This window comes from Ruminococcus sp. YRD2003 (genome assembly GCA_900109435.1).
GTDB lineage: Bacteria > Bacillota > Clostridia > Oscillospirales > Ruminococcaceae > Ruminococcus > Ruminococcus flavefaciens_G.
On the sequence record FNZT01000019.1, the window covers coordinates 15,086 to 39,681 of the forward strand.

Below are 24,596 nucleotides of genomic sequence, written 5' to 3' on the forward strand. Positions count from 1 at the left end.
AGGAGTGATATTATGCGAGATATTGATAAGTTTCGCGGCTGCCTTATAGGTGGAGCAGCTGGAGATGCATTAGGATATGCTGTTGAGTTCCTCAGAGAGGAGCAGATATTCAGCAAATATGGTGATAAAGGTATCGCTGAGTATTCATTGAAAAATGGTGTAGCTCAAATATCCGATGATACACAAATGACACTATTTACTGCAAATGGTTTGCTTTTTGGTACAACCAGAGGAATGATAAGAGGAATCATGGGCAGCTATGAAAGCTATATACAGATAATGTACCAATGTTGGTACAAAACGCAAACAGAATCATATCCAATAAATGAGGACTATCTGTATTCATGGCTTTTAAATGTTCCAGAGCTTTTCAGCAGAAGAGCACCAGGAATGACGTGTTTAGCCGCCATCGAACATGGAGCAAAAGGCTCCACAAGCGAACCGATCAACAACAGTAAAGGGTGCGGCGGAGTGATGCGTGTTGCTCCAATCGGTTTATATTTCTGCGATAAAGGTATTAGTTTTGAAAGAACAGATATGATAGGTGCAGAAGCTGCTGCACTTACACATGGTCATGATCTCGGATTTATTCCTGCCGCTGCATTGGTACATATCATAAGAAGTATTGTTGAAAAAGGAACAACAATCAAAGAAGCCGTAGATGATGCTATTCTTACTATGCAGACATTATTCCCTAAGGCAGCACATATAGCTGATTTTACGGAGATTATGCAGAAAGCGGTAATGCTGGCTTCAACTGAGAAAAGTGATCTTGCTGCTATCCACCAATTAGGAGAGGGCTGGGTCGCTGAAGAAACTCTTGCAATTGCTGTATATTGTTCTTTAAAGTATCAAGATGATTTTGATAAGGCTATTAGAACATCTGTTAATCATAACGGCGACAGTGATTCAACGGGAGCAGTCACAGGCAATATCCTTGGTGCCTATATCGGATATGATGCTATACCTGCTAAATATAAGAATAATCTTGAATTGCATGATCTTACGCTCGAAATAGCTGATGATCTATATAATGATTGTAAAATCAGTGAATATACTCTAGACCAAGATGAGGTATGGGATAAGAAGTATTATAAGGCAGAGTATTTTCGAGCAACAACAGACTAAAGAGAATAATCATTGAGGAGGCTTTCGGGCCTCCTTTTACTTTATCGAAAAATATTATAGGGAAACTCATATAAAAAATAGGAGTAAAATCGACATATTTCACCTGATTGTCACCATATCATCACATAAAAACTCGTAAAATTGTTGAAAACAACCTGTTAATTCGAATTGAATAACGCATTTCTCAAGGAGTTGTACGAAAAACAACTCCTATTTTTTATGTCTGTTTTCACATAGTGTTCTATGATATTATATAGACACAGTCAAGGGAGAGATACCCGAGGCTGAATATAATATTCAAAGCCTGATATGCATTAAGGGCCGCGGATACAAATATGGTTTTTAACTATGAAAAGCATATATTTTGTACCCATACCTTGTCATGCCATAATCAGGTGAACTTGGAGTCTGCGTACATATATATGCAGGCTCCATTTTTTGTGTCCGCAGAAAGGACACTAAAATGGAAAAAATCTATTGCAAGATTGACATGGAGAAGGTCAAGAAGATCATAAGCCAGAAGGGCTTCTACTTTATCTGTACTAAAGTGCTGTACCCTGACTTTGTCGGACCAAGGTATATTATAGTATCTGACGATCCGGACATCACAGTAAAATATCCGAAGACAAAAGGCATGATAATTGTTTCAGAGAGTAAATTTTCTTCGATGGCTGAAGAATATAATCGTTATTACGCAAACGATGTTAAACACCTTAGAAGAATAGAACGAAGTTATGAAGAGGAAGGATACTCAGAGGAGTGTATTGAAGCTGAGAATGGTGAAGCACACAGTAATCTTCCTGATGTTGATTTGCATCCTGTTGAGGAATCGGTTGAAGAAAAAGAGAGAAGGGAGACTATATTAAAAGCTTTAGATGCACTTACTCCCATTCAAAAAGACAGAATTACTCTTTACTATTTCAATGATTGGACATATGCCCAGATTGGCGAAAAATACGGCGTTAGCCACTGGGCAATATCAAAGTCGATAAGAACAGCAGAAAAAAAGATGAAAAAATTTTTGGAAAAAGGTTGCAAAATTACCTCTCTCAGTTCTTTATGAGTAGAGGGGCAAATAAAAAAGCCTTTTAGAAACTTGAAAATTGAATAGCAGCACACAAGTGTGCAGCAAGATCGGTGTGGATACAATCCACGAGCCGCGGGCATCCATACGCCACGACCTCGGAAACGAGCGAGCGATAAATATGAGCATGGCGGTAGGAGTATAGCCACTCCTATTATGGCAATGACAGCCGACTTGCGCGCCCGTCCGTACAAGCGGCTCTGATCCCGTAAGGGCAGAGAGACAAAGAGCTACGTGAACTGCGAGGACTCAGTTCGGCTTGTGTGCTCCCCACCTGGGAGGGTGCCAGTAATGGTAAGAGAATATCCGAGGCCTTTGATTAAGGAAAATGCCGTCGCGCATAGTGACGGTAAAGTACCCCGAGCAGGGGTGCGTCAGTATATGAAACGATATATGCTGACAACGATAAATCGGAGCTGCTTAACAGCGGCTCCGTATACATATAAAGGAGAATTATATGACCTTATTACCTAAACGTGGGGATATCTATGTTGCAGATCTGGGGCAAGGTGTGGGCTCTGAGCAGGCAAATGAACGACCTGTTGTGATAGTACAGAACAATAAAGGCAATGCCTACGCAGATACAACTATCATTGTACCCATTACATCCAGAATGAAAAATGATATCCCCAATCATGTCATCATACATTACGGTATCCTGAAGAAGTATATAGGCTGTGTGCTGACTGAGCAGGTCAGGACGATCTCTATATACAGGCTAAAGAAGTATTTAGGCACACTCAATGAAAAGGATGTCAGAAAAATAGATAAGGCTTTGAAGATAAGCCTTGAAGTTCATAAACATGAGGTGAAGTAATGAAAATAAAAGAATTAACGCTAAATTCAGCGGTGGATAGTTTCTTTAAGAACGACGAGAAGAACGGGCTCCAGAGGCGCCAAGGTCAGATAGCTATGTCTCAGGAGATAGCTCAGGCAATAGTTGATAATAAGTCGCTCGCTGTTGAGGCTGAGGTGGGAATCGGAAAGTCAATAGCATATCTGGTTCCGCTGGTCCTTCAGTATTTCCGTGAGCGCAAGCAGATGATAATCGCTACTTCGACAATCGCACTTCAAGACCAGCTTGAGAGCGATATACTCAATGTGCTTGAACTCTTAGGAGTCCGTGCTGATGTGGAGATTGCAAAAGGAATGAAGAATTACGTCTGCCTCGAGCGTTTCCACAGATTCACAAGAGAGCATAAGGACTACACACGGCAGTTTGACCGAGCCAAATATGGCTTACAGCTCAGACAAGATGTATATGTACCGGATGAGGTGTGGGACAAGATATGCATAAACTCCTTCGGCGATAAATGCTCTGAGTGCTCATTCCGTCATAAATGTGAATACTCTCTTATGCGTGAAAGGATAAGAAATAAGGATGAGATAGTGATCTGCAATCAGAATATGCTTGTATCACATTTCATAAAGGAAGAATCAGGCGAAGGCATATTCAAGCCGGATTTCAGCACACTGGTTGTCGATGAGGCACATAACCTCGAAAACAACTTCCGTGATGCTTTCACGACAGCATACAGCCAGAAAGAGATAAGCACCGAGGTCCTGAAGGCAACCGAAAGCAGAAAAAACATACTTTCAAGCAGGATAGTCGAGATCATTCAGATGGTGGATGACTTCTTCAAGTATCTGAAATATGATATTCATCAGCAGCAGAGCAAATCTATCGACGATATGAGAACGTACTATTACAGACCTATCAGAGAGGTCAGAAAGCTCGTACTCAGGATACGCTCCGCTATGCTTGAGATAGAAATGCGGACCAATCGCAGACTTAACTGCCTGCAGATGTTCAGAAACCTTGAGAACAAAGGTTGCCTTGTGTGGCTGACCACCGAGAAAGGCGTTAGAGTTAATATCTGCAAAAAGGATATCCGCAGGGAAATAGGCAGACTTCTGTTCACAGAATCCAGAAGAACTATACTTACATCGGCAACGATAACCTCACAGAATTCCGGTACACTCAGTGAGAAGTACAGGTATTTCCTGAACAATCTTGGCTGTCCTGATAACGTATGCGTTTCAGAACCTAAGAAGTCTCCGTATAACTATGATAAGCACTCAATGATGTATGTATCAGATAAACTGCCTATTCCAATTAAGCGTAACAGGACCGCATATCGCAACGCAGCCATTAAAGAGATAGTGAAGCTTCTGAACATTACAGAGGGAAAGGCACTTATCCTCTTTACAGCCAAGGACGATATGCAGTACGTCTTTAAAAAGCTGTCAAATATGGGACTTCCATATAAGATAATGGTTCAGGACGGAAGTACGACGCAGGAACGCAGGCTCGAAAAGTTCCAGAATAACGTGAACTCAGTTCTGCTTGGCACAGGAACCTATTGGGAAGGAATAAATATAAAGGGTGAAAGCTTATCACAGGTTATCATCTTCAAGCTGCCTTTCCCTGTACCAGATCCGATAGTGGAGTATAAAATGCGTAAAACAGAGTGTCCTCTCATGGATGTTGCCGTCCCTGAGATGATAATAAAACTTAAACAAGGAGTGGGAAGGCTCATAAGGAGCTCCGAAGACAAAGGAATCGTATCGATTCTCGATCCAAGAGTAAGCAAAAGCCAGAATACAGCGTATAGGGAGGATACGCTTGCATCATTACCCGAGAAGAATATAACCGAAGACATAACAGAGCTCGAAGAGTTATGGAACAGGATCAAAGAGGAAGGCAAACATGAATAATACTAAACCGGGAATGGCAGACTACATGCTTGCAGTAATGAACCAGATACTTGGCACTGCTGCAGTAGAGAAGTCTGTATCAGAAACAGAAAAGGTCAGAATTCGTGAGATTAACGAGGTTACGGTCACAGAAAGGTATATGACGATAAGAGAATGGGAGGTAAACGCATGATGCACTTCATCGCAGGGGCAATGTTTGGCGGGACCGTAGGCGTTCTGGCAATGTGCCTTTGCATAGCAGCCGGAAGGGCTGATGAGGAATAAACGTATACGGCGGTTTTCACAAATGTAAACCGCCGCATTTGTTCCCTTTGATGATACCAATTCCGAGCAGAGTGTGGTATCCTTGTGTGTTGAAAGGAGGCTCAGTATGGCTAATGTTACATATATAGCTCCGGTAAAAGCCGAGAGTACGATACATAAAATACGTTGTGCGGCATACTGCCGAGTATCTTCAAGTAGCGAAGACCAGCTTCACTCCTATGCAGCGCAGGTCAAGTTCTATAGTGAGAAGTTCATAGGCTCTGAAACCGAGGAGCTTGTGGATATATACGCAGATGAAGGTATCTCCGGAACAGGCACAGCAAAGCGAACAGAATTCCAAAGACTGATCCGTGACTGCAAACGAGGAAAGATAGACCGGATATATGCAAAGTCACTTAGCCGTTTCGCCAGAAATACTAAAGACTGTCTTAATACCGTCAGACTCCTGAGAGAGCTTGGAATATCGATATACTTTGAAAAGGAAAACATCGATACAGCCAAGACCAGCGATGAACTGATGATAACAGTTATGGGTGGACTTGCTCAGGAAGAATCAACTTCCATCTCGCAGAATATGCGGTGGAGCGTAAGAAAGCGTATGGAGAATGGTACATACGAATCATCAGTTGCTCCATATGGATATATCAAAAAGAATGGTAAACTTGTAGTTGATCCATCAAAATCGAAAATAGTAAAAAAGATATACGAATGGTATCTTAGCGGAATCGGACTTAGCCAAATTGCTATTGAGTTAAATGAAAATGGTATACCTCCAATAAGACAAGCGAAAAAATGGTACATATTTAATATAGAATATATTCTAAAAAATGAGAAATATATTGGCAATTCATTATTGCAGAAAACTTATTATACAGACACTGTGCCTTATAAGAAAATAAAAAATAACGGTGAAAGAGACAAATACCTGATAATAGATTCTCATGAAGCAATAATTACAAAAGACGATTTTAATAAGGTTCAGAAATTATTATCAGAAAGAGAGAATAAATACTATAACAAAAATTGTAATAAAGCAGCCTTCCGTTCAGTAATTAAATGCAGTATCTGTGGAACAATATATAAGAGGAAACGTAACAATGGCATATATTATTGGTCCTGTACAAATCATGATAATCATGCTGATAACTGTAAATCAAAACCAATACCTGAAGAAACGATAAAGCAAGCCTTCGTTTCAATGTGCAATAAGCTGATACAGCACTATCGAGAAATACTTCTCCCCTTACGTCGAAGCTTACAAGAACTTAATATGCGCCGTTTCAGCGGTAATACTAAAATAATAGATATACATAAGAATATCGCCGATATCAAGGAACAGCGTCATGTCCTATCCAGACTCAGGAAAAAAGGCTTCATGGATGAGAAGAAGTACAACGAAAAGCTCACTGAACTGGAAAGTCAGCTTGCAAGGCAAGAACGAGAGCTGAAAAAGACAGCTAAGGCGGATAACGAGGATGACACTCTCGAGCAGCTTGATATCCTTATAGACAGCATAGAAAAACAAGATAATATCACTACGGAGTTCGATGAAGAACTATTCGGGATCATAGTTGAGCGGATAATAGTCAGAGACAAAAGCCTTGAATTCATACTTATATCGGGCTTATCACTCAAAGAGAATATATAAAGATACAGTGCTTTGTGAACAAAAACAAAGCACCTTTTTTGTTAGGTTTGGTGATAGATAAGACAGCGGATTTGTGGTATCCTTGTGAAGAAAGGAGGTGCAGAAATGGCTAAGAATCGAAGGATACCGTTCGGTTATCAGATGATTAACGGAGAGATAACGACTCATCCGAGAGAAGTATACGCAGTTTCAAAGATATTCGCTGAATATCTCAAAGGAAGAAGTATGCTTGACATATCAAAAGATCTGCAAGCAGAAGGTATACCATATCATCCTTGTGAGGACAGCACATGGAACAAGAATATGATAAAGCGTATTCTGGAAAACGAGAAGTATCTTGGTACTGAGGTATTCCCTCAGATCATATCCCCTGATATCTTTCACAGAGCAAATAATAAAAAGCTGAAGAAAGCGACTAACATATGCATAGTCCCCGATGAACTGAAAGAAATACGAAACATGACAATATGTGCCGAATGCAGAAAAAGGCTGTTTAGGAATCAGAACGGTACATGGACCTGCAAGTCATATCATTGCGGAGCATTTGAATTCAAAGCAACAGATCAGATGATATTATCGGCAGTAATGAATATGCTTAACTCAGCGATAGCAAATCCGAGTCTACTGGATACAGACTCTGAGATGAGCATATATACCCCCGACGGAGAAATACTAAAGCAGAACAATGAAATATCAAGGCTCATGGATAGCCCTGAAATAGACTATGATCGAGTGAAAAAAGCAATACTGCAGCTGGCACAACTGAAGTTTAATTGCTGTACATATAATGACATTCCGCAGAAAACAGAGTTGCTGAAAAAGCAGCTTTCAGATAAAAAACAGCAAAACACCCTTGACATTGAGCTCTTGAAGAACTGTGCTGAATACATAACTGTCAGCCATAATGCTACAATAGGACTCGAGCTTATAAACGGTGTAAAGCTGAATAATATAACGGAGAGGAGCAGAGAAATTGGAAGTTACGATGATACCGGCGACTAAAATGATAAGTGCTGACACCACAGATAAGTACCACCAGCTCAGAGTCGCAGCCTACTGCCGAGTCAGTACTGAGCAAGAGGAACAGCAGAACAGCTACCAGGTCCAGATAGATTACTACACTGACCTTATCAATAAGAATAAGGAATGGGAGCTAGCAGGCATATTCGCTGACGAAGGCATATCGGGAACTCAGACCAAGAAGCGTACTGAGTTCAATAAGATGATAAGGCTCTGCAAGAAGCGGAAAATCGACCTGGTACTCTGTAAGTCCATAAGCCGATTCGCACGAAATACAGTTGATACCCTTGAATATGTTCGACAGCTCAAGGACCTTGGCATCGGTGTTATATTCGAAAAAGAGAATATAAACACACTGACCATGACCTCAGAGTTCATGATAGCCCTGTATGGCAGTTTCGCTCAGGCTGAGTCGGAGTCGATAAGCAAGAATGTATCATGGGGAGTAGAGAAAGCCTTCCGTGACGGAAAGGTCAGGTATAGCTATAACAATCTCTATGGCTACCGCAAAGGAGCAGACGGTAAACCGGAAATAATACCTGAAGAAGCTGAGGTGGTAAGGATAATATATAAGCTGTATCTTGACGGATCAACGCTTCGTCAGATAGCTCAGCATCTGAATGCCTTGAATATACCTAAACGTGAATATACTGAGTGGAACATAAATGGAATACATTCAATATTATCAAATGAAAAATATGCCGGAGATGCTTTACTGCATAAGACGTATACAGTTGACTGCATCACGCATAAGAAGGCCAAGAACAAAGGAGAACGTGCAAAATATCTTGTTACAGATGCACATGATGCGATAATTGACAGAGATACATATAACCTTGTACAACAGGAACTGGCTCGAAGATCATCAATGCGTAAAAAGAGTGAAAAAACATTGTCACAGCAAGGACGATATTCAGGTAAATATGCGCTAAGCGAGATAATGGTCTGCGCTGAGTGTGGATCGGCATATAAAAGGCAGATATGGAACATTCATGGAAAGAAGTGCCCGGTATGGCGATGCATAAGCAGACTTGATAATGGTAACCGCTACTGCAAGCAATCACCTTCAATTCATGAAGATAAGTTGCACAGAGCAATACTGTCAGCCATTAATGAGTACTATGACTGCAAGGATAATATAAAGGAACTGCTTAAAAGCAATGTGGAACAAGCACTGGCAGGGGTAAGCTTGAAAGAAACAAAGGAGATCCAAAAAAGGCTTCGGGAGATCGATGATGCCCGAAATGATTACATCTCCCTTATAGCAGCCGGAACTATGGATGAAGAAGCTCTGGACGAACAGTTCCAAAAGCTCTATACTGAGGAACAGGAACTTAATTCAAGACTGAAATATCTTGAAGAAAACAATGATATCAATGATGATCAAAAGTCTAGGATATCTCAAGCCCTTCAGATAATCGATAACAACTCTTGTGAGCTTACAGAATATAAAGATATGCTTATCAGAAAGCTGATAGAATGCGTAAAGGTAAACAGTAAGACTGAAATAACGATAATCTTTAAGGGTGGATATGAAGTAACAGCTGAAGTAGAGAAATAGAGCAATATATGCTTAACTGTCGATAAGAACGCCTATCTTGATTTTTAAAGTAAAAATCCCTGCAAAATGATTATTAAAATCAAATTGCAGGGTATGTTTTTATTTGATCTCTTGCTCAAGATTGTAGAATAATTCAGAATCAAAGAATTCAGGAAGTGAGATATTAAAACCATCACAAATCATTTTGATCGTAACAATACCTGGATTCTTACTTACGCCGTAGATGATATTCTTGATAGTTGAGGGTGGTATGGCAGACAGGTTTGCAATACCATTCATAGTAATATCCTTTTCTTTGCAAAGCTCTAAAATTCGAGCTGCAACAGCTTCTCTTGTGATCATACGCCCTCCGTCTATATATAGTCCTTTTTATCAGTATAGGATATTTAAGAAAAAAATGTAGTCTATATATAGACTTTTGTAAAATGGTGTGTTATAATGATGTAGGCTATATATAGACTATGGAGGAAACAAATTTGTTATATTAAGCTAACGCCTATTCAAAAAATAATCGAGTTTGACATATACGGTCGTACTCTAATCGATAAATACTATTCACTTGTACCGTGTCAGTTTTGACGGTCGGATTACGTTTTAGGATAAATAGTAATTGGATAAGGTTTTGAATCATTTCTCAGGCAAAAAGCATGAAAAATAAAAAAATCGCATCAGACCGTTTTTCGTAAAACACAGTCTTTTGCGAAACCTTCCAAATAAGTTGTTTTTATTATATCACCCTAATCCGGTGATGTCAAGCATTTTTATAAAAAATAATTGCATATGGGAGGAAAAAATGAAGGACTATAATATCTACCTCAGAAAAGACGGTCGGTGGGAAGGACGTATCCCTAAACCATCAGAGAACGGAAAGAGAAAATACAAAAGCTTTTTTGGGCCGTCAAAAGAAGCTGTAAGGCTAATGATCGATGAATTCTTTCGAGAAAAGAGTAAAGATATTTCGTTGCGATTCAATCAGATATATCAGGAATGGTTCAACGGAGTTAAGTACCATATAAAGGAATCGACCGCAGCAAACTATACGATGAAAGCTGATAAGCATCTTATCCCTATATTCGGGGAATTAGATATATCCAAGATCTGTGAAACAGATATACATAGCTTTATTGATTCAAGAAAAAGGATTGGACTATCAGATAGATATATTTCGGACATCATTTCATTGATGAGATCAGTCTGTAAGTACGCCTCAAGGAAGTATCAGGTGAACAATCCATTGAGTGATATACGTCTATTCAAGCGTAAGCAGGCAGAAGTTCGGATACTTGATAGAAAAGAGTATGGTAGATTAGCTGAATATGTAATGAAGAATCATAGCAGAACTAATCTAGGAGTAGCTATAGCTATGGGAACAGGTTCAAGAATCGGTGAGCTCTGTGCCTTCCGTGGGAGGGACATAGACTATGAAAAACGTATTTTGACCGTCAATAATACGATCCAGAGAATTCAGATAAAGAATGGTGAGAGGAAAACTAAGCTTCTCATTTCTGAGCCGAAGAGTGATTCTTCAAAAAGAGTTATTCCAATACCTGAAGAATTGATCTCGTATTTAGAAGAATTCAAGGTTAAAGATGATGAATTCATTCTTTCTGGGACAGATAAGCCGATTGAACCTAGAACGATGCAGAACAGATTTGCACGTATACTCAATAACGTAAATCTGCCGTCAGTACATTTCCATTCACTTCGTCATTACTTTGCTTCGGATTGCGTAAGACTTGGATTCGATATTAAGTCTCTGTCCGAACTGCTGGGACATTCAAACGTCGAAATAACGCTGAATAGATATGTTCACAGTTCATTTGACCAGAAACGTGAATACATGGATAGGATAAAGTTTTCCGTGAAAAACACTACTTTCGCAAAAGACTGTGTTTAACGATGAAAAGAGCGAGATCATTAAGGCTGCAACTATGGGAGTACCATTTGTGTAAAACTAACAAATGAAGCATTATCTACTCTCCTATAGACATACAAGCTATACAATAATAACGCACATTTTGTAAGAAAAAATCGAAAAAAACAGTTTTTAAGACTGCAAAAGTAAGGCTGCAAAAACGCGGTATATTGCAGCATATCTCACTAAGATGACCTTCCACCTGTATTATATCACATATCAGGTGAAAAAATCAAGGCGGTAATTATGGAAAACGTTTTTGAATTCTACGACTCTGTAAAAGAACAAGAAGTTGAATGGCTTTGGTATCCATATATCCCTTACGGAAAGCTGACGCTGCTTGAAGGAGATCCAGGCGAGGGAAAATCGACCTTTATGCTTCATATTGCGGCTCTTATTACCAGAGGTCAGGATATGCCTGACGGATTCAAGGTTGAGAATCCAGAATATGTTATTTATCAATGCAACGAAGATGATGTAGCTGATACTATAAAACCTAGGCTCAAGTCTGCTGGTGCTGACTGTTCTAAGGTAGCATATATAATAGACGATAACAGCAGCCTCACGCTAAACGATCAGCGAATAACGCAGGTATTAGAGGAAACTCATGCAAGACTCCTAATTCTTGATCCTTTTCAATCTTTTTTGATTCAGGACGGAGATCTGCACAGCGTTGGCAGAATGAGAACTACTCTTGGTAATTTGGCTGTTATAGCATCAAGATACCGTTGTGCAGTGGTGCTGATAGGTCACATGAATAAGTCTGCAACAGGAAAAAGCTTATATCGTGGACTCGGAAGTATTGATATAGCAGCTATTGCCAGAAGCGTATTAATGGTAACTCGTGATGACGACGATCCTGAAATCCGATATATGATACCGATCAAATCAAGCCTTGCTCCCGAAGGTTCTGAAGTTGCTTTCAGGATGAATAGAGCAATCGGATTTCAATGGCTGAAGAACAAGAATAAAAATCATAAAAAGCATCTTAAAAAGAGCGATGTTGCAGAAATCCTAACCAATATGCTTGAATATGGCGAGCTCACCAGCGGCGTTATAATTCAGAAGATCCAAGATCTTGGAGTCTCAGAACGAACACTATACACTCTCAAAAAGGAACTTGGAATCAAATCGTTCCGTAGAAAAGGAGTCTGGTATTGGCAGCTCCCTATTGCAGATGAGAGCAATTAAGCCATTAGTAATCATTTTAAGGGGTAATACAATGAATAATGATGAAATGATGATCGTAGGAGAAATAGAAGATAAAGCTGAATATGATAATGACGGTATAATTCAGCTTGATGATAATAATCAGAATATTTTTCGCCGGCATATTATTGACGATCCGCGAAGGAAGCAGCTTGTAAAGCACCGGTTATGGCTAGAAAGCATCCAGCACGAGTATCCTATGCCATATATACCGTATAAAATCGGTGTATACATACGATATTATAACCAGACCAAATATGATGATTACCTGGAGAAGCATATACAACAGTTTACAGATGATATTTCTTTGTCTCCTAAGTGGACGCTTGTGGACTTCTATATTGATAACGGTGCCAAAGCTCCAAGAATGGAGAATGCAAAAGAATGGTGTCGGCTTGTAAATGATTGTTTTTCGGGAAAAGTTGACCTTATTGTAACACAGAAGCTTGGAAATGTGTGTAGCGATCCTGATGAAATATCATTTCTCGCTCGGATACTTGCAACTCAGAAGCATCCGGTTGGTATGTATTTTATTTCCGAGGATATATTCACATTAGCTTCATATTATAGAGATGATCTCAGCGATAGGTCAATGATACCTGCAGGTATTGAGCCTCTTCCAGATGATGAGCTGGATACATTATTGTTTTCAGATGGACTCAAAAACGAGCAGAATATTCAAAACGTATTAATACAGGTTGGTGGTGGACATAATGCCTGAAATGACTAAGCAACAGCAAAGAGAGCGCGTTAAAAGAAGAGTCGGTTCTGCTGATACTTCCAATCATACATATTATCCCGAAAAAGAAAACAATCAATATGTGAAAACAGATGCGTTTCAGCTTGTAGGGATATATGCAAGAGTATCTACGGATAATCCAGCTCAGACATCTTCCTTCGAGCTTCAACAGAAATACTATGAAGATATGGTAAGCAGAAATCCCAACTGGAAACTTGTCAAAATCTATTCTGATGAAGGAAAATCAGGAACTACTATACAGCAACGGCCGGGATTCCAAGAGATGATAGATGACGCCGTACATGAAAAGCTTCATTTGATAATAGTTAAGAATATATCCAGATTTGCCCGAAACACAGTTGAATGTCTCAGTACTCTAAGAAAGTTGAGAGCTAAAAAAGTCGGAGTATACTTCGAATCCGAAGGCATATATTCTTTGAATAGTGACAGCCATATAGCTCTTTCAACTTCTGCTAACCTTGCTGAGCATGAAAGCCGCTTGAGAAGCCGAAGTATGGAAACATCACTGAGAATGAGACTGGATCATGGGCTACCGCTAACGCCCGAACTCTTAGGTTTTGTTAAGAACGAAGACGGGAAATTGGTCGTTAATCAGGATACGAGGAATATTCCAAAGCTTATGTTCTTTATGTACCTCTACGGCTATTCTACCCAGCAGATAGCGGATATCCTTATTAAGCTATCAAAGAGAAGTTATCTTGGCAACATAAAGTGGACAGCTTCCGGAGTAGCGCGGACGCTTAGAAACGAGCGATACTGCGGCGATGTACTGACAAGAAAACGGTTTAAGGAATTCGCACCGGATGTTGACAAACAGAAAACATTCAAGAATACCGGGGAAAAACCTCAGAGTTATTATAAAGACGATCATCAGCGGATAATCTCACATGATGATTTTATAGCTGTTCAGCGTATTATGAATAACGCAAGATTCGGAGGGACTTCGTTATTACCTGAGCTCAGAGTTATTCCTGAAGGATTACTCAAGGGCTTTGTGATAGTTCATCCTAAGTGGGGCAGCTTTACAAAGGAAGATTACATCAATGCTTGTAAAGGCGTTGATACAGACAACTATCCCAACGTAACTGAGGCAGCCGGAGAAGCCGATACGTTCGACCTTAGGGGGTATGAAATCGCTGATTTTAAGTTGTTCGACGATCAGAATATACCTGCGGTCACATTGGGACAGAAAGAAATAAGGTTCAATCAGACCTGTATTAGTAATATGTCTTCGGGTAATTATGTGGAATTATTGATACATCCGCTGAAAAAAGAACTGGCTATACGCCCGACAACTTATAATAACCGGTATGCAGTACAATGGTCGAAAGGGAGCAAGAAGAACGGTGAAACAAGAGGGATAGCTTGTAAAGCTTTTATCGATACTCTGTTTGAGATCATGGGGTGGAATATAGAGTACAGATATAAGCTCTACGGATGTATTTACCATGATGAGAAGGATTGTGCCGGTATCTTTAGTAACATGGATTCCAGTATCCTTATTAACAAGGAAGAATACCTCTCAAATAATGTTATGGCAACTTCAGAAAAGCTGCTTGGAGTTACTGGGAAATGCGTAAGGGCTGTATCAGGTAACTTCGCCAACAACTTCGGGCAGGAATACTATATAGAAAAAACTCGAAGAGAATTATTTGAATTAACAAAAGAACAATGGCAGACAAGAATCGAAGGTCAGATGTGTTCCGCAGGCGAGAAGCTCAATGTTACGCCATACGAGGAACTAAGAGGTTTTATAAAACAAGAATTAGGAGAATTATTCGAGGAGGAAGATGTAAATGAATGCAGTTGAAGATATTCAGAAGGCAGTTATTGCTGACGGTCAGATTCAGCTTGGCTTCTCAACTAATGATGAAGAGACTGATCTGTATAACTATGAAATGGTGAGCGGTGAATTCTTTGCACAAATCAAAGAGCCAGCCTTTACTATCAATGTTAATAAGGTATATGTAAATACTGCTGCAGTACGATTATTGCCTAAAGTAGATCATGTTAAGTTTATGATAAACCGAGATGAGAAAAAACTGGTAATCAAACCGTGCAGCGATATGGATATTCAAGGCTATAATTGGGCAAAAGAAAAAGAGGGCAAGCGATATCCTTCCCATAGAACTGGAGAACCATTTGTTCAGAGTCTATGTATGCTTATGAATTGGAATCCACAGTTCCGATATAAGATAAGCGGAAAGAAGAATAGAGCCAAAGGTGACGGAGAGGAAATCCTTGTATTCGACCTAACATCATTTAAATGCTTTGAAAAAGAGATCTCTGAAGACGGAAAAATCAGTAAAAGACCTGTATTCCCACCAGGATGGAATGGAACGTTCGGTCCTAAGTATGGCGAATCAAATCGTACACTTCAGGTTAATACTTTTGACGGATATACTGTTTTCTCGCTCAAAGGGAAAGAGAATACTGCTGAAACAAGTGCTGCCTCTTCCAATGAAACAGCGTCTCCACAGATGACAGAGGGACAAGAAAATGTGCTTGAATGATTCAGATAATGGAAATACATTAACAATACTTGTAAACACAAAGTATTCGAGGATAACAGTACATAAAAGCACTTTGATCGCTTTGGGACTTCCTTCTTTTATTCAATTGGGATACAATGCAAGCCAAAGAAGATTAATGCTCTTTGGTACACACAAACCGGCGCAGAATACTATAAGGGTTGTGCTTAAGCATAATAGCTTCTGCTATATTCACAGTAGAAGCTTTATGACGGGATTGATGAGCGTAAGCAAGACTATTAATAAAGAGGGTACATATTTGTTGAAGGGAGAGATGAATAGACAGCTATCAGCAGCCTATTTCTCTCTTGACAATGCTGAAAGAGTGCTTGAGTCTACTAATAGAGGTAATTGAAATGAAAAGGCTTTTACATACTGATCCTGAGTTGATACGTTTATCTATACCTATTTCTCAGGAAGAAATGAAAAAACTTGAATCAAATCTTATTGAAAACGGCTGTCTTGAGCCAATAGTCATATGGAACGGAGTCATACTGGACGGACATAAAAGATACAGAATATGTGTTGAGGAAAACATTGATTTTGAAATAAACGATATGAAATTTGAGGATATCAATGAAGCTACCATATGGATCTGTTCACATCGTATCAGTCAATACAGTAGGAAGTCGACACCATATCAATATCTTATTGGAAAGTGGTATGCTATTCAGAAATTAGTGAATTATGAAAAGAGAAAGCGAAGCGGATATATTTCATTTTCTCGGGAATATGTTAAAAAGACAGATGAAACCTATTATCATTACGGTCATACGTCTATTAGTATGGGAAAAGAGTTAGGGATGAATCGCTCAACAATTGAAAAATATCGTAGATTATCTGAGTCTATGGATAGAATTGATATGATAGAACCGAAGCTGTTTCAAGCCATTTTAAGCGGTGACGTTGAATTTAGTCAAAATGAAATAATCCGTATGATGAGATATGATAACAAAACCATAAGCATGTTAAGGCATGAATTTGTTGATCGTAAAGATGTAAAGATGAGAGCTTATGGGAATAGAAAACACAGGAATAAAGTGGTTAATTCGAATGAAGAAGGCAACAATGAGATTACTCTTACTATGGGAATAAAACAGATGCCGAAATTCGATCCTGATATGTCATTGAGAGGATTAACTTTAACGATCCCAATGTGGATCTCAGCCATGGAAAGAGCACAACAGCAAACAGATATGAGTATTGCAACAGAAGATGCAAAGCTTCAGCTTGGTGAAATGTTGATAAGGCTCGATGATAAGATACAAGATGTATTGGAGGTATTGTAATGATTGATGGAGGTATATTATCGGAACAGCAGAAAAAATGCATTCCTGAAGTATCATTTGAGCTTATACCTATACGAAATCTTGTATCAAACCAAGACTATCAGCGCGCTCTCTCAGAAAAACACATCAGAGACGCGTTGGAAGAGTTTGATGTTTATCAGCTTAATCCGGTGAAGGTAAGTAGGCGTGATGGTGTAAACTATGTATTTGATGGTCAGCATACTATCGAAATCGTTGCTGCAGCATCCGGAAGCCGTGATACTCCCGTATGGTGCATGATATATGACGACCTTAAGTATAAGGAAGAAGCTCACATATTTGCAGATCAACAGAAGCATGTTAGAACTTTGCTGCCATTCGAAACATTTTCGGCTCATTTAGAGGCTGGTGATGATAAGCAAATGATAATAGACACTACAGTCAAGTCGTATGGATTAAAAGTAGCAGGCAAAAGACTTCCTAACACGATATGTGCAATCGGTACGTTAGAAAGAATATATGACAAATATGGTATAAACGTTCTTGATACTGTATTAAGATTAGCTGTTGGTGCTTGGGAAGGTGAAACTAATTCATTATCTGGTTCAATACTTATGGGAATAGCCAAAATAATAGTATCCTATGGCGATGAACTGAAAGAAGATATTTTTGTTGATCATGTTGGAAGTGTATCAGTGAAGTCCATAGTAAGAACAGCAAAGGAAAGAAGCCCAGGAGCTTTAGGATATGCCGAAGCAATTGTATTGGCGTATAATAATAAAAATAAGCAAAAATTGGCGTTGCGAGCTCTTCATGGCGGTAAATTCGTTGTAAACGATCCAAATGACTATGGAGATTAATTAAGGAAGCGAAACATTGAATAAGAAACTCGATAGATAGAGCCTCTGAAAAAAAGTCTGCAAAAAATCAGTCAACTGTGATAAAATAGAATTAATATCACAGGAGGCTGATTTTTTATGGCAAGAAGAAAAAGAGAACCAATGAGCGAGGGCAAGAAGAACATCATAGGAATGCTGCTTGAGGAATACGACATCAAGTCGGCTAAGGAGAGTCAATCCCAAATTCTGTGTAAACGAAAAATAGTGCAATAAAAGAGTATATGATGAGACCGATTGTGAAAGCAGTCGATCTTATCTGCATACTGTACTTCATGGTCGTTTTCCCTTTCTGGTTTTATTATTTATATTCTACCAGTTTTTTGGGTGTTTGTCGACTGCTCTTTCAGTATAACACTTCATAATATGAGATTTCTATTGATTTTAGGGCTATATTGTGTTATACTTAGTACATAATAAATGAAATAACAAGTGGAGTGGTAATAAAATGAACGAATTGTCTAAATATTTATGTTTGCTTCTTCGACATAATCCCAAAAAAGCAGAGCTTGACATGGACGAGCATGGCTGGGTATCAGTAGAACAGCTTATAAACGTAGTAAATAAGCATAGTGGCTACGAGCTCAAGCGTGAATTACTTAAACAGATTGTTGCTGAAGATAATAAGAAGCGTTACGAGTTTGATGAAGAGAATGACAAGATCCGAATAGTAAATAAAAAGCTAAAGCTAATATACTTTTATTCGCAGAATATAAGAGGATTTAAAGATAATGAGTTTAATTTCTCATCGAAATACAAAATAAGTTTCAGTAATAATATATTAACGATATCTTGTGGTGACGAGAGATATATTGAGGACTTTTATGGGGGGAATTTAGAGATAAATGCTATTGTCGGCAACAATGGTTCTGGAAAATCTTCGCTTTTAAAGAGGATTTATTCTTTTTTACGTTCAAAAACCATTTCTTGGTGGGGAGATAGCGATAACAAATATATTGTTGTATTTGAAGAAGTAACATGGGACAATTCACGGCTGAAGGTCGTTTCAGCAGGGGAAAACAATAAATGCTATCAAACTGAAATAGCTGGAAACCTTGAAGAAGACCTGATAATAGATCTCTCAGGAGAGGCAAACAGTCTCGATTTGTTTGACAAATTTTTAGAAGACGAACTAACAGAAGTTTTTAACCTCGATTTTGAAATGTTATTGAACCTTAAGAGCGTGTATATAACGCAGGTGCTTGACAAAGAAATGTATAGTATGACAATGTCTGATGAGACTAATCTTTCTACAGCTGGATTGATAAAGGCTAATTCTTCCGTTGACTCTCCAATAAAGAGAGAATTTGTTAAGTATTTCAATAATATAATACTTGATCAGATCGATTTCGTAAATAAGTATTGCTATGCCGAAGATAGTCAAAAGATAGAGCTTCCTTTTAGCGTGAACGATTATGTGAAAATTAAATTTGATTATGACTTGAGGGGCGCTATTGAGGGATTAATGACAAAAAGCGAACATGATAAATATTTTGATGATGAAAAACAAGCAAGAAAAAACACCCAATTTATTATTCGTAAAATCGAAGAAGGCTTAAATATCAATAGAGATGAGCCTAGTTCGGTCTTTGCGGAAGCACTTTTGGCTTCGTATTTGATAGATATAAAAGATATTTATGATTTTTATAAAAAACTTGAATTTAAAAATAAGAATAGCAGTGACACAAGTTTGTTTGATTTGATAGAGCAATGTGTGAATTTACAGGCGAATAATAATAAATATGATGACGAAGAGAATGAAACTGATAGCTGTACACTTCTGTACACATTTCTGAATACCATAGATTTTGAAATGAATAGAAAACTTGATAAGCCTTTATTTTGGGAATTAGTGGATATTTCCGAACGCTACAGAAAATTTCTGAATAAACTTGTCGAAGAATATGGTCTAGAAGATGTTTCATGGAGAGGCCAATCAGATAACGACAGATATCTGCTTATACCTATTAATAAGGAAATATGTAACGATATATACTGTGGCTGGAAATGTGATATATATGAATTCTATGATTCGTATAAGAAAGTTTCATATACCACTATGCTTCTTGATTTTGAATGGGGACTTTCATCAGGTGAGGAGGCTATGCTCGACTTATATTGCAAATTCCATAAAATATATAAAAATTCCAGTAATATAAATAATCTTGTTTTGCTTATAGATGAAGCAGATATGCTTTTTCACCCTCAATGGCAGAAAGATTATATACAGGAGATCAGCAAGGTCGCTGAACAGATATTCTGTGATATGGACAGTGTGCAGATATTCCTTGCGTCACATTCGCCCATAATGTTATCTGATATCCCAAGGCAGAACGTTATCTATCTGAAAAAAGAAAATAAGGGTTCTAAAACTAAGATCGTGCCAAGAGAGAACAGGCATGAAACATTTGGTGCGAATATATTCAGGCTGTTTCAGGATACGTTTTTCCTCGAAAAAACAGGTATAGGTTCGTTCGCTGAAAAAAAGATGGTGAAGCTTCTTGAAGATATTCACAAAATAGGTAAAGATACTTCCCAAAAAGAAATAGACAGGATAAAAAATCACATATGCATTATAGGTGATCCTTATCTTAAACGAAACTTTGAACTTGAATATCATAAGTATCTGGGAATGACAAATTCAACGAAATACGACAAAGAATGGCGCACTTATCTTGAAGAGCAGCTAAGACTTCTTGATGCTGGGGAGAAGAAAGATGATAAAGATCAATAAATGGTTTGATGAAGACATTATTAATTGCTATAAAGATGAGGTTGTAAAAGAAGTAATAAAAAAGACCAATGTTAAATATGGTTCTGATAATATCAAATATATCAATTTCGGTAATACTGATATGTACTGTATAAATGTGGAAGAGCTTCTTACTTCAAAATTGAATGAACTTCGTACTAAATATAAAGGTCTTGATCTTTATATGTATCTTTGCAGACTGAAAAAATATAAAGGGAAAACAAAGATAGATTTTATAGAATATCTATATATGTGGGATACAACAGTAAAAAGGGAAGAAGGAAAATGCATTATTCACTTAAGAGGCAAAGATATTACTATTGATCCCGAAACCAGTAACAGAGAAGAGTTTAAGAATTTGAGAGAGTATGTAATAGAACAGATTAAAAATTATGATAGAGATATTTATGAAGAGCTGATAAATAGCTTTAGTAACTATTATAAAACTAAAAATGATTTTGATGCCTTATTAGATTACATTGACGAATCTCTTTCTGAATGTCTGTGCGAAAAAGACGAAAAATTTGATGCTGCTTCTAAATATGCGTCACAGCCGTACATAATTCATTACGATAAGATAAACGCTGAAATGCGCAATAAACTGTTGTCATCACTTGGAATAAGCGTGTGTCCGTATTGTAATAGACAGTATATAACAATGTGGCATGATGAAGAGGCAGATGATGAGGAGGATCATTCAACAGCTGACCTAGATCATTTCTATATCAAATCTGATTATCCATTATTTGCGCTGTCACTGTTTAATTTTATCCCCTCATGTCAGATATGCAATTCAAGATTTAAGGGTGGAAAGGTGAGAAATACCCTTTATCCCTATGAAGAAGAGTTCGGAAGAAATATTCAATTTCAGCTTGAGCTTGAAGGCCAAACACCTAATGAAGAACTTCAGCTAAAAAAATGGCTTGGAGCTGTCAACGCCTCGTCTGATAAACTGAAATTATCACTTACACATGTTCCAGAATCAGATAGAGATGACTTTTCACTTAAAGTTGATGGCAGCAAAAAACTGTTCAGGCTTGATGAAGTTTACGACTGCCATAAAGGAAAAGCTGTAGAAGTAGTGCTAAAAAAACGTATTTATCTTGAAGGTGCTTATAAGAAATATGTTGATGATTTCTTAGAGAAATCTGATATCCCAAGCATATCGCTCGAAAAATTTTTGCTTGGATATGACTGGAATGACGATAATTTCGATGAACCTTTATCTAAAATGACATATGACATTTTCCATAGTTCTAAATGAAATGAAATTAATAGCAAATGCAATGAATTTACGATAATACTTATATGACTACATTCAGAGGAATAAATGCACTTGTCCCTTTTATCAGCAGAATTGTCCGTCTTATCTTGTTTTGCTTGACGATGAAAGTACCTGTCGATATAATGTTTTTAAGGAGATCAATATGAAACTGTTTGTTCGGGAAAAATGTGATGTCAGTGAGACCGAGGTCGAGATCCGATGCAGAGTCCGCGACAGTGAAGTTAATGAACTGATAAATGAAATCAGTAATACGGGTACGAATGTAATCGGGGAGAGAGATAAGGGCGAATTCTGTCAGGTACCGCTTGCAGGGATAATGTACTTTGAAGCGGTTGAAGGAAAGGTCTTTGCATATCTCAGGAATGACGTCATAAGAGTAAAGAATACTTTGTATGAAGTGGAAGAAACATATGCGGGCAGGCATTTTGTAAGGATCTCCAAGTCAGTAGTTGTAAATCTGAGAACGATCATGAATATGCGTCCGGAAGAGGGAAGACGAGTGCGGTTAGAACTGGACAGCGGCGAATTTCTTATAGTTTCAAAGAATTATGTCGGCTGTCTCAAGAAAGCACTCGGAATGAAGGAGGCAAAGTGATGAACAGAATAATCGATTCTTTTCGCAAGGTTTCTTCCGTAGCTTTTCCGGCGTTCTCAGTCAGCATCATCATTCTTGCATTTGACAGGTATATTACAGGCAACGAATTGTCACCGACTGATGTCTTCGGGTTGGCCTGGATGTTCATGAGTATCCATATCATAGCGACAGTGATCAGGGCACTTGAGGACTGCCGTAAATGGGCTAGCCTTCCGTACTGGATAAGACGTCTGATCAGTATGCCGCTGTTTATTGCAGTAGTCGTGACCGCCCTGCCGCGGATATTAGATGTAAGCGGCAGATTGAAGTTCTTTGCCGTTCTGACCGGTATTCTTTTTGCAGTAATGTACATCATTGCTTCAATGGTGAATTACTATTCTGAGAAAAAGGAAACAGATGCGATGAATGATGCTCTTTTAAGACTGAAAAAGGAGATCATCGATGATGAATAAGAAGATCAGGAAGGCATTGTTTGCCGCGGGAACTGCGGCTTTTGTGGGATTTGTAGTATTGTTCGGCTATCTCGCCTTCACAGGTGAGAAGATATGTGATCGAATATCACTTGGATATACGGACAGGATACGTATTTCCGACGGTAAAACCGAGGCCACGGGCTCCGGAGTCACCTTCAGGAACGAGAGCGCAACAAAATGCAGAATGAATATCAGATGGGGAGATGAAAGCGAGGAATACAGCTTTCTGACACTTGTAAAGATCACTGAACCGGACGGAGGAGTTGCTGCTTATGTGACAGGTGACAAGGCCGATCAGGAACTGGTATTTGATCTCAAGGAGACAGGCATCTATACCATAAGCAGTGAATACTATACTGACGCCTATGCGTTTCAGGATGCGGTATGGCAGATGGACAAGTCAGCCGAGAAGATTCAGATAGATAACGGCAATACCTTTGACGGCTTTGTATTTACCGGTGCAGACTGTGATACAAGTCAGACCTTTGAGATCAGGATCATAACACTGAGGTGATGGTTATGAAAAGAAAGAAACTCCTTATGGTGTTATGTCTGTTTCCGGCAGCGGTCATATTGTATATTATCCTACACGAAAGCGGTCATGCAATGGTTATGCTTCTGGCCGGTTCAAGGATAACAGAATTCAGTATCATGCAGGCTCATGTTTCATATGAAGGCGGATGTTATACGGACTATATGGCCATGTGGCGTGATGCTAACGGTACGCTGTTTCCGCTGCTCGTATCTTTCATCTGTATGCTGTTCTATAACAGCAGGAAAGCTGGCAGAGTGTATCACATGATAAGCCTTTATATGTGTCTGATTCCCATTGGATCATTACTGGCATGGGTTTTCATACCTGTATTGTACATTCACAGCAAGGCACCTGCGGCAGATGATGCAACAAAGTTCCTGAATGTTTTCTCATGGTACGGAAGCCCTGTACTTGTGAGCTTTGCGGCACTTGTGCTGATTATGGCCGTGACGGTATTATTTGTGAAGAAAGGCATTTTCCTAGCTGTGATAAGAGCAGTTACCGCAGAACGTACAGAAGGAGAGTAGTCAATTAACTGCTCTCCTTTTTAGTGTAGGGAATAGATAATCTTTCGGCTGTCTTCCTTGATTTTTCAACAAATATGTGATATACTGTTAACAACTGCTGAGGCTCATCAGCAAAGAAAGTGTGCTAAAAGATCGTCCCCGCATTTGCGGGGATATTATAAGGATATTCCCGAAGAAATAAGACGTTTCTGCGACAGTCGTATTGACATCTCTCTCAAGGAAACTGCACGTGAATTTAATCTCAAATATAAAAACACCTGATATGACTTTTAGCTTCTAAAATATAACTCCATGTGCCATTCACACATGGAGCTGAATTTACAAAGCAAAAAAACAGTTACATATTTTTTGTGATATGATTGTTTTGACAAAGTCCGAAAATTAGTCATTTGTCGTATGTCATCTTTTTAGTCATGAACTTACATAT

The 24,596-nt window shown here is 38.7% G+C and carries 25 protein-coding genes; 24 read left to right on the forward strand and 1 reads right to left on the reverse strand.

The window, feature by feature from the left end; all coding sequences use genetic code 11:
• The first annotated feature begins 12 nt into the window (after positions 1 to 12).
• From BMX22_RS14175 to BMX22_RS14215, 9 genes are all read left to right on the forward strand, one after another.
• Complete coding sequence (locus BMX22_RS14175) at positions 13 to 1,128, forward strand: ADP-ribosylglycohydrolase family protein (protein WP_074743132.1); 1,116 nt, start codon at positions 13 to 15, stop codon at positions 1,126 to 1,128.
• Between the two features lie 463 nt (positions 1,129 to 1,591).
• Positions 1,592 to 2,191, forward strand: a complete 600-nt coding sequence (locus BMX22_RS14180) for a sigma-70 family RNA polymerase sigma factor (protein ID WP_074743133.1) — start codon at positions 1,592 to 1,594, stop codon at positions 2,189 to 2,191.
• Positions 2,192 to 2,669: 478 nt separating this feature from the next.
• Positions 2,670 to 3,029 (forward strand): type II toxin-antitoxin system PemK/MazF family toxin, encoded by a 360-nt coding sequence (locus BMX22_RS14185; protein ID WP_074743134.1) that lies wholly within the window; start codon positions 2,670 to 2,672, stop codon positions 3,027 to 3,029.
• Positions 3,029 to 4,930 carry an ATP-dependent DNA helicase gene (locus BMX22_RS14190; RefSeq protein WP_074743135.1) on the forward strand — a complete coding sequence of 634 codons (1,902 nt, stop codon included), beginning with the start codon at positions 3,029 to 3,031 and terminating at the stop codon, positions 4,928 to 4,930. The genes BMX22_RS14185 and BMX22_RS14190 overlap by 1 nt, the downstream gene beginning before the upstream one ends.
• Complete coding sequence (locus BMX22_RS14195) at positions 4,923 to 5,102, forward strand: hypothetical protein (protein WP_074743136.1); 180 nt, start codon at positions 4,923 to 4,925, stop codon at positions 5,100 to 5,102. The genes BMX22_RS14190 and BMX22_RS14195 overlap by 8 nt, the downstream gene beginning before the upstream one ends.
• A gap of 20 nt (positions 5,103 to 5,122) precedes the next feature.
• Positions 5,123 to 5,194: a DUF3789 domain-containing protein gene (locus tag BMX22_RS14200; RefSeq protein WP_318259778.1), complete on the forward strand. Its 72-nt coding sequence runs from the start codon at positions 5,123 to 5,125 to the stop codon at positions 5,192 to 5,194.
• Between the two features lie 106 nt (positions 5,195 to 5,300).
• Positions 5,301 to 6,842, forward strand: a complete 1,542-nt coding sequence (locus BMX22_RS14205) for a recombinase family protein (RefSeq protein ID WP_074743140.1) — start codon at positions 5,301 to 5,303, stop codon at positions 6,840 to 6,842.
• A 105-nt stretch (positions 6,843 to 6,947) separates the two neighbouring features.
• Positions 6,948 to 7,844 (forward strand): recombinase family protein, encoded by an 897-nt coding sequence (locus BMX22_RS14210; protein ID WP_074743142.1) that lies wholly within the window; start codon positions 6,948 to 6,950, stop codon positions 7,842 to 7,844.
• Positions 7,816 to 9,423: a recombinase family protein gene (locus tag BMX22_RS14215; protein WP_318259772.1), complete on the forward strand. Its 1,608-nt coding sequence runs from the start codon at positions 7,816 to 7,818 to the stop codon at positions 9,421 to 9,423. The genes BMX22_RS14210 and BMX22_RS14215 overlap by 29 nt, the downstream gene beginning before the upstream one ends.
• 99 nt (positions 9,424 to 9,522) lie before the next feature.
• Here the strand turns inward: BMX22_RS14215 and BMX22_RS14220 are convergent, their stop codons facing one another.
• Positions 9,523 to 9,765: a helix-turn-helix domain-containing protein gene (locus tag BMX22_RS14220; RefSeq protein WP_074743144.1), complete on the reverse strand. Its 243-nt coding sequence runs from the start codon at positions 9,763 to 9,765 to the stop codon at positions 9,523 to 9,525.
• Between the two features lie 451 nt (positions 9,766 to 10,216).
• On the opposite strand from BMX22_RS14220, the gene BMX22_RS14225 reads away from it, so the two are divergent.
• The 15 genes from BMX22_RS14225 (at position 10,217) to BMX22_RS14295 (ending at position 24,169) form a co-directional block, all read left to right on the forward strand.
• Complete coding sequence (locus BMX22_RS14225) at positions 10,217 to 11,320, forward strand: tyrosine-type recombinase/integrase (protein ID WP_074743146.1); 1,104 nt, start codon at positions 10,217 to 10,219, stop codon at positions 11,318 to 11,320.
• 264 nt (positions 11,321 to 11,584) lie between these two features.
• A complete protein-coding gene (locus BMX22_RS14230; RefSeq protein WP_074743148.1) occupies positions 11,585 to 12,529 on the forward strand; it encodes an AAA family ATPase in 945 nt (314 codons plus the stop codon).
• Positions 12,530 to 12,560: 31 nt separating this feature from the next.
• Positions 12,561 to 13,268, forward strand: coding sequence for a DNA recombinase (locus BMX22_RS14235; protein ID WP_143055542.1), 708 nt, complete (start codon positions 12,561 to 12,563; stop codon positions 13,266 to 13,268).
• The gene (locus tag BMX22_RS14240; protein WP_081349234.1) at positions 13,261 to 15,117 is read left to right on the forward strand and encodes a recombinase family protein; all 1,857 of its coding nucleotides are present in this window, start codon (positions 13,261 to 13,263) and stop codon (positions 15,115 to 15,117) included. The genes BMX22_RS14235 and BMX22_RS14240 overlap by 8 nt, the downstream gene beginning before the upstream one ends.
• On the forward strand, positions 15,104 to 15,820 hold the full coding sequence (locus BMX22_RS14245) for a hypothetical protein (protein WP_074743151.1): 717 nt from the start codon (positions 15,104 to 15,106) through the stop codon (positions 15,818 to 15,820). Before BMX22_RS14240 ends, BMX22_RS14245 begins: the two co-directional genes overlap by 14 nt.
• Complete coding sequence (locus BMX22_RS14250; RefSeq protein ID WP_143055543.1) at positions 15,813 to 16,193, forward strand: hypothetical protein; 381 nt, start codon at positions 15,813 to 15,815, stop codon at positions 16,191 to 16,193. The genes BMX22_RS14245 and BMX22_RS14250 overlap by 8 nt, the downstream gene beginning before the upstream one ends.
• Before the next feature lies 1 nt (position 16,194).
• Positions 16,195 to 17,127 (forward strand): hypothetical protein, encoded by a 933-nt coding sequence (locus tag BMX22_RS14255; RefSeq protein WP_074743153.1) that lies wholly within the window; start codon positions 16,195 to 16,197, stop codon positions 17,125 to 17,127.
• Positions 17,127 to 17,966 (forward strand): DUF6551 family protein, encoded by an 840-nt coding sequence (locus BMX22_RS14260; RefSeq protein WP_074743154.1) that lies wholly within the window; start codon positions 17,127 to 17,129, stop codon positions 17,964 to 17,966. Before BMX22_RS14255 ends, BMX22_RS14260 begins: the two co-directional genes overlap by 1 nt.
• A gap of 117 nt (positions 17,967 to 18,083) precedes the next feature.
• Positions 18,084 to 18,218 (forward strand): hypothetical protein, encoded by a 135-nt coding sequence (locus BMX22_RS16970; protein WP_318259773.1) that lies wholly within the window; start codon positions 18,084 to 18,086, stop codon positions 18,216 to 18,218.
• Between the two features lie 232 nt (positions 18,219 to 18,450).
• On the forward strand, positions 18,451 to 20,736 hold the full coding sequence (locus BMX22_RS16595) for an RNA 2'-phosphotransferase (RefSeq protein ID WP_081349235.1): 2,286 nt from the start codon (positions 18,451 to 18,453) through the stop codon (positions 20,734 to 20,736).
• The gene (locus BMX22_RS14275; RefSeq protein WP_074743156.1) at positions 20,720 to 22,018 is read left to right on the forward strand and encodes a hypothetical protein; all 1,299 of its coding nucleotides are present in this window, start codon (positions 20,720 to 20,722) and stop codon (positions 22,016 to 22,018) included. Before BMX22_RS16595 ends, BMX22_RS14275 begins: the two co-directional genes overlap by 17 nt.
• A gap of 163 nt (positions 22,019 to 22,181) precedes the next feature.
• Positions 22,182 to 22,634, forward strand: a complete 453-nt coding sequence (locus tag BMX22_RS14280; protein WP_074743158.1) for a LytTR family DNA-binding domain-containing protein — start codon at positions 22,182 to 22,184, stop codon at positions 22,632 to 22,634.
• Complete coding sequence (locus tag BMX22_RS14285; protein WP_074743160.1) at positions 22,634 to 23,086, forward strand: hypothetical protein; 453 nt, start codon at positions 22,634 to 22,636, stop codon at positions 23,084 to 23,086. Before BMX22_RS14280 ends, BMX22_RS14285 begins: the two co-directional genes overlap by 1 nt.
• Positions 23,076 to 23,621, forward strand: coding sequence for a hypothetical protein (locus BMX22_RS14290; protein ID WP_074743162.1), 546 nt, complete (start codon positions 23,076 to 23,078; stop codon positions 23,619 to 23,621). The genes BMX22_RS14285 and BMX22_RS14290 overlap by 11 nt, the downstream gene beginning before the upstream one ends.
• A gap of 5 nt (positions 23,622 to 23,626) precedes the next feature.
• Complete coding sequence (locus BMX22_RS14295) at positions 23,627 to 24,169, forward strand: hypothetical protein (protein ID WP_074743164.1); 543 nt, start codon at positions 23,627 to 23,629, stop codon at positions 24,167 to 24,169.
• Positions 24,170 to 24,596: the final 427 nt, after the last annotated feature.

Excerpts from the sequence above, each read along its gene's own strand:
- BMX22_RS14175 (WP_074743132.1), top strand. The coding sequence starts at position 13 with ATGCGAGATATTGATAAGTTTCGCGGCTGCCTTATAGGTGGAGCAGCT.
- BMX22_RS14180 (WP_074743133.1), top strand. The coding sequence starts at position 1,592 with ATGGAAAAAATCTATTGCAAGATTGACATGGAGAAGGTCAAGAAGATC.
- BMX22_RS14185 (WP_074743134.1), top strand. The coding sequence starts at position 2,670 with ATGACCTTATTACCTAAACGTGGGGATATCTATGTTGCAGATCTGGGG.
- BMX22_RS14190 (WP_074743135.1), top strand. The coding sequence starts at position 3,029 with ATGAAAATAAAAGAATTAACGCTAAATTCAGCGGTGGATAGTTTCTTT.
- BMX22_RS14195 (WP_074743136.1), top strand. The coding sequence starts at position 4,923 with ATGAATAATACTAAACCGGGAATGGCAGACTACATGCTTGCAGTAATG.
- BMX22_RS14205 (WP_074743140.1), top strand. The coding sequence starts at position 5,301 with ATGGCTAATGTTACATATATAGCTCCGGTAAAAGCCGAGAGTACGATA.
- BMX22_RS14210 (WP_074743142.1), top strand. The coding sequence starts at position 6,948 with ATGGCTAAGAATCGAAGGATACCGTTCGGTTATCAGATGATTAACGGA.
- BMX22_RS14220 (WP_074743144.1), bottom strand. The coding sequence starts at position 9,765 with ATGATCACAAGAGAAGCTGTTGCAGCTCGAATTTTAGAGCTTTGCAAA.
- BMX22_RS14225 (WP_074743146.1), top strand. The coding sequence starts at position 10,217 with ATGAAGGACTATAATATCTACCTCAGAAAAGACGGTCGGTGGGAAGGA.
- BMX22_RS14230 (WP_074743148.1), top strand. The coding sequence starts at position 11,585 with ATGGAAAACGTTTTTGAATTCTACGACTCTGTAAAAGAACAAGAAGTT.
- BMX22_RS14235 (WP_143055542.1), top strand. The coding sequence starts at position 12,561 with ATGAATAATGATGAAATGATGATCGTAGGAGAAATAGAAGATAAAGCT.
- BMX22_RS14240 (WP_081349234.1), top strand. The coding sequence starts at position 13,261 with ATGCCTGAAATGACTAAGCAACAGCAAAGAGAGCGCGTTAAAAGAAGA.
- BMX22_RS14245 (WP_074743151.1), top strand. The coding sequence starts at position 15,104 with ATGAATGCAGTTGAAGATATTCAGAAGGCAGTTATTGCTGACGGTCAG.
- BMX22_RS14255 (WP_074743153.1), top strand. The coding sequence starts at position 16,195 with ATGAAAAGGCTTTTACATACTGATCCTGAGTTGATACGTTTATCTATA.
- BMX22_RS14260 (WP_074743154.1), top strand. The coding sequence starts at position 17,127 with ATGATTGATGGAGGTATATTATCGGAACAGCAGAAAAAATGCATTCCT.
- BMX22_RS16970 (WP_318259773.1), top strand. The coding sequence starts at position 18,084 with ATGGCAAGAAGAAAAAGAGAACCAATGAGCGAGGGCAAGAAGAACATC.
- BMX22_RS16595 (WP_081349235.1), top strand. The coding sequence starts at position 18,451 with ATGAACGAATTGTCTAAATATTTATGTTTGCTTCTTCGACATAATCCC.
- BMX22_RS14275 (WP_074743156.1), top strand. The coding sequence starts at position 20,720 with ATGATAAAGATCAATAAATGGTTTGATGAAGACATTATTAATTGCTAT.
- BMX22_RS14280 (WP_074743158.1), top strand. The coding sequence starts at position 22,182 with ATGAAACTGTTTGTTCGGGAAAAATGTGATGTCAGTGAGACCGAGGTC.
- BMX22_RS14285 (WP_074743160.1), top strand. The coding sequence starts at position 22,634 with ATGAACAGAATAATCGATTCTTTTCGCAAGGTTTCTTCCGTAGCTTTT.
- BMX22_RS14290 (WP_074743162.1), top strand. The coding sequence starts at position 23,076 with ATGATGAATAAGAAGATCAGGAAGGCATTGTTTGCCGCGGGAACTGCG.
- BMX22_RS14295 (WP_074743164.1), top strand. The coding sequence starts at position 23,627 with ATGAAAAGAAAGAAACTCCTTATGGTGTTATGTCTGTTTCCGGCAGCG.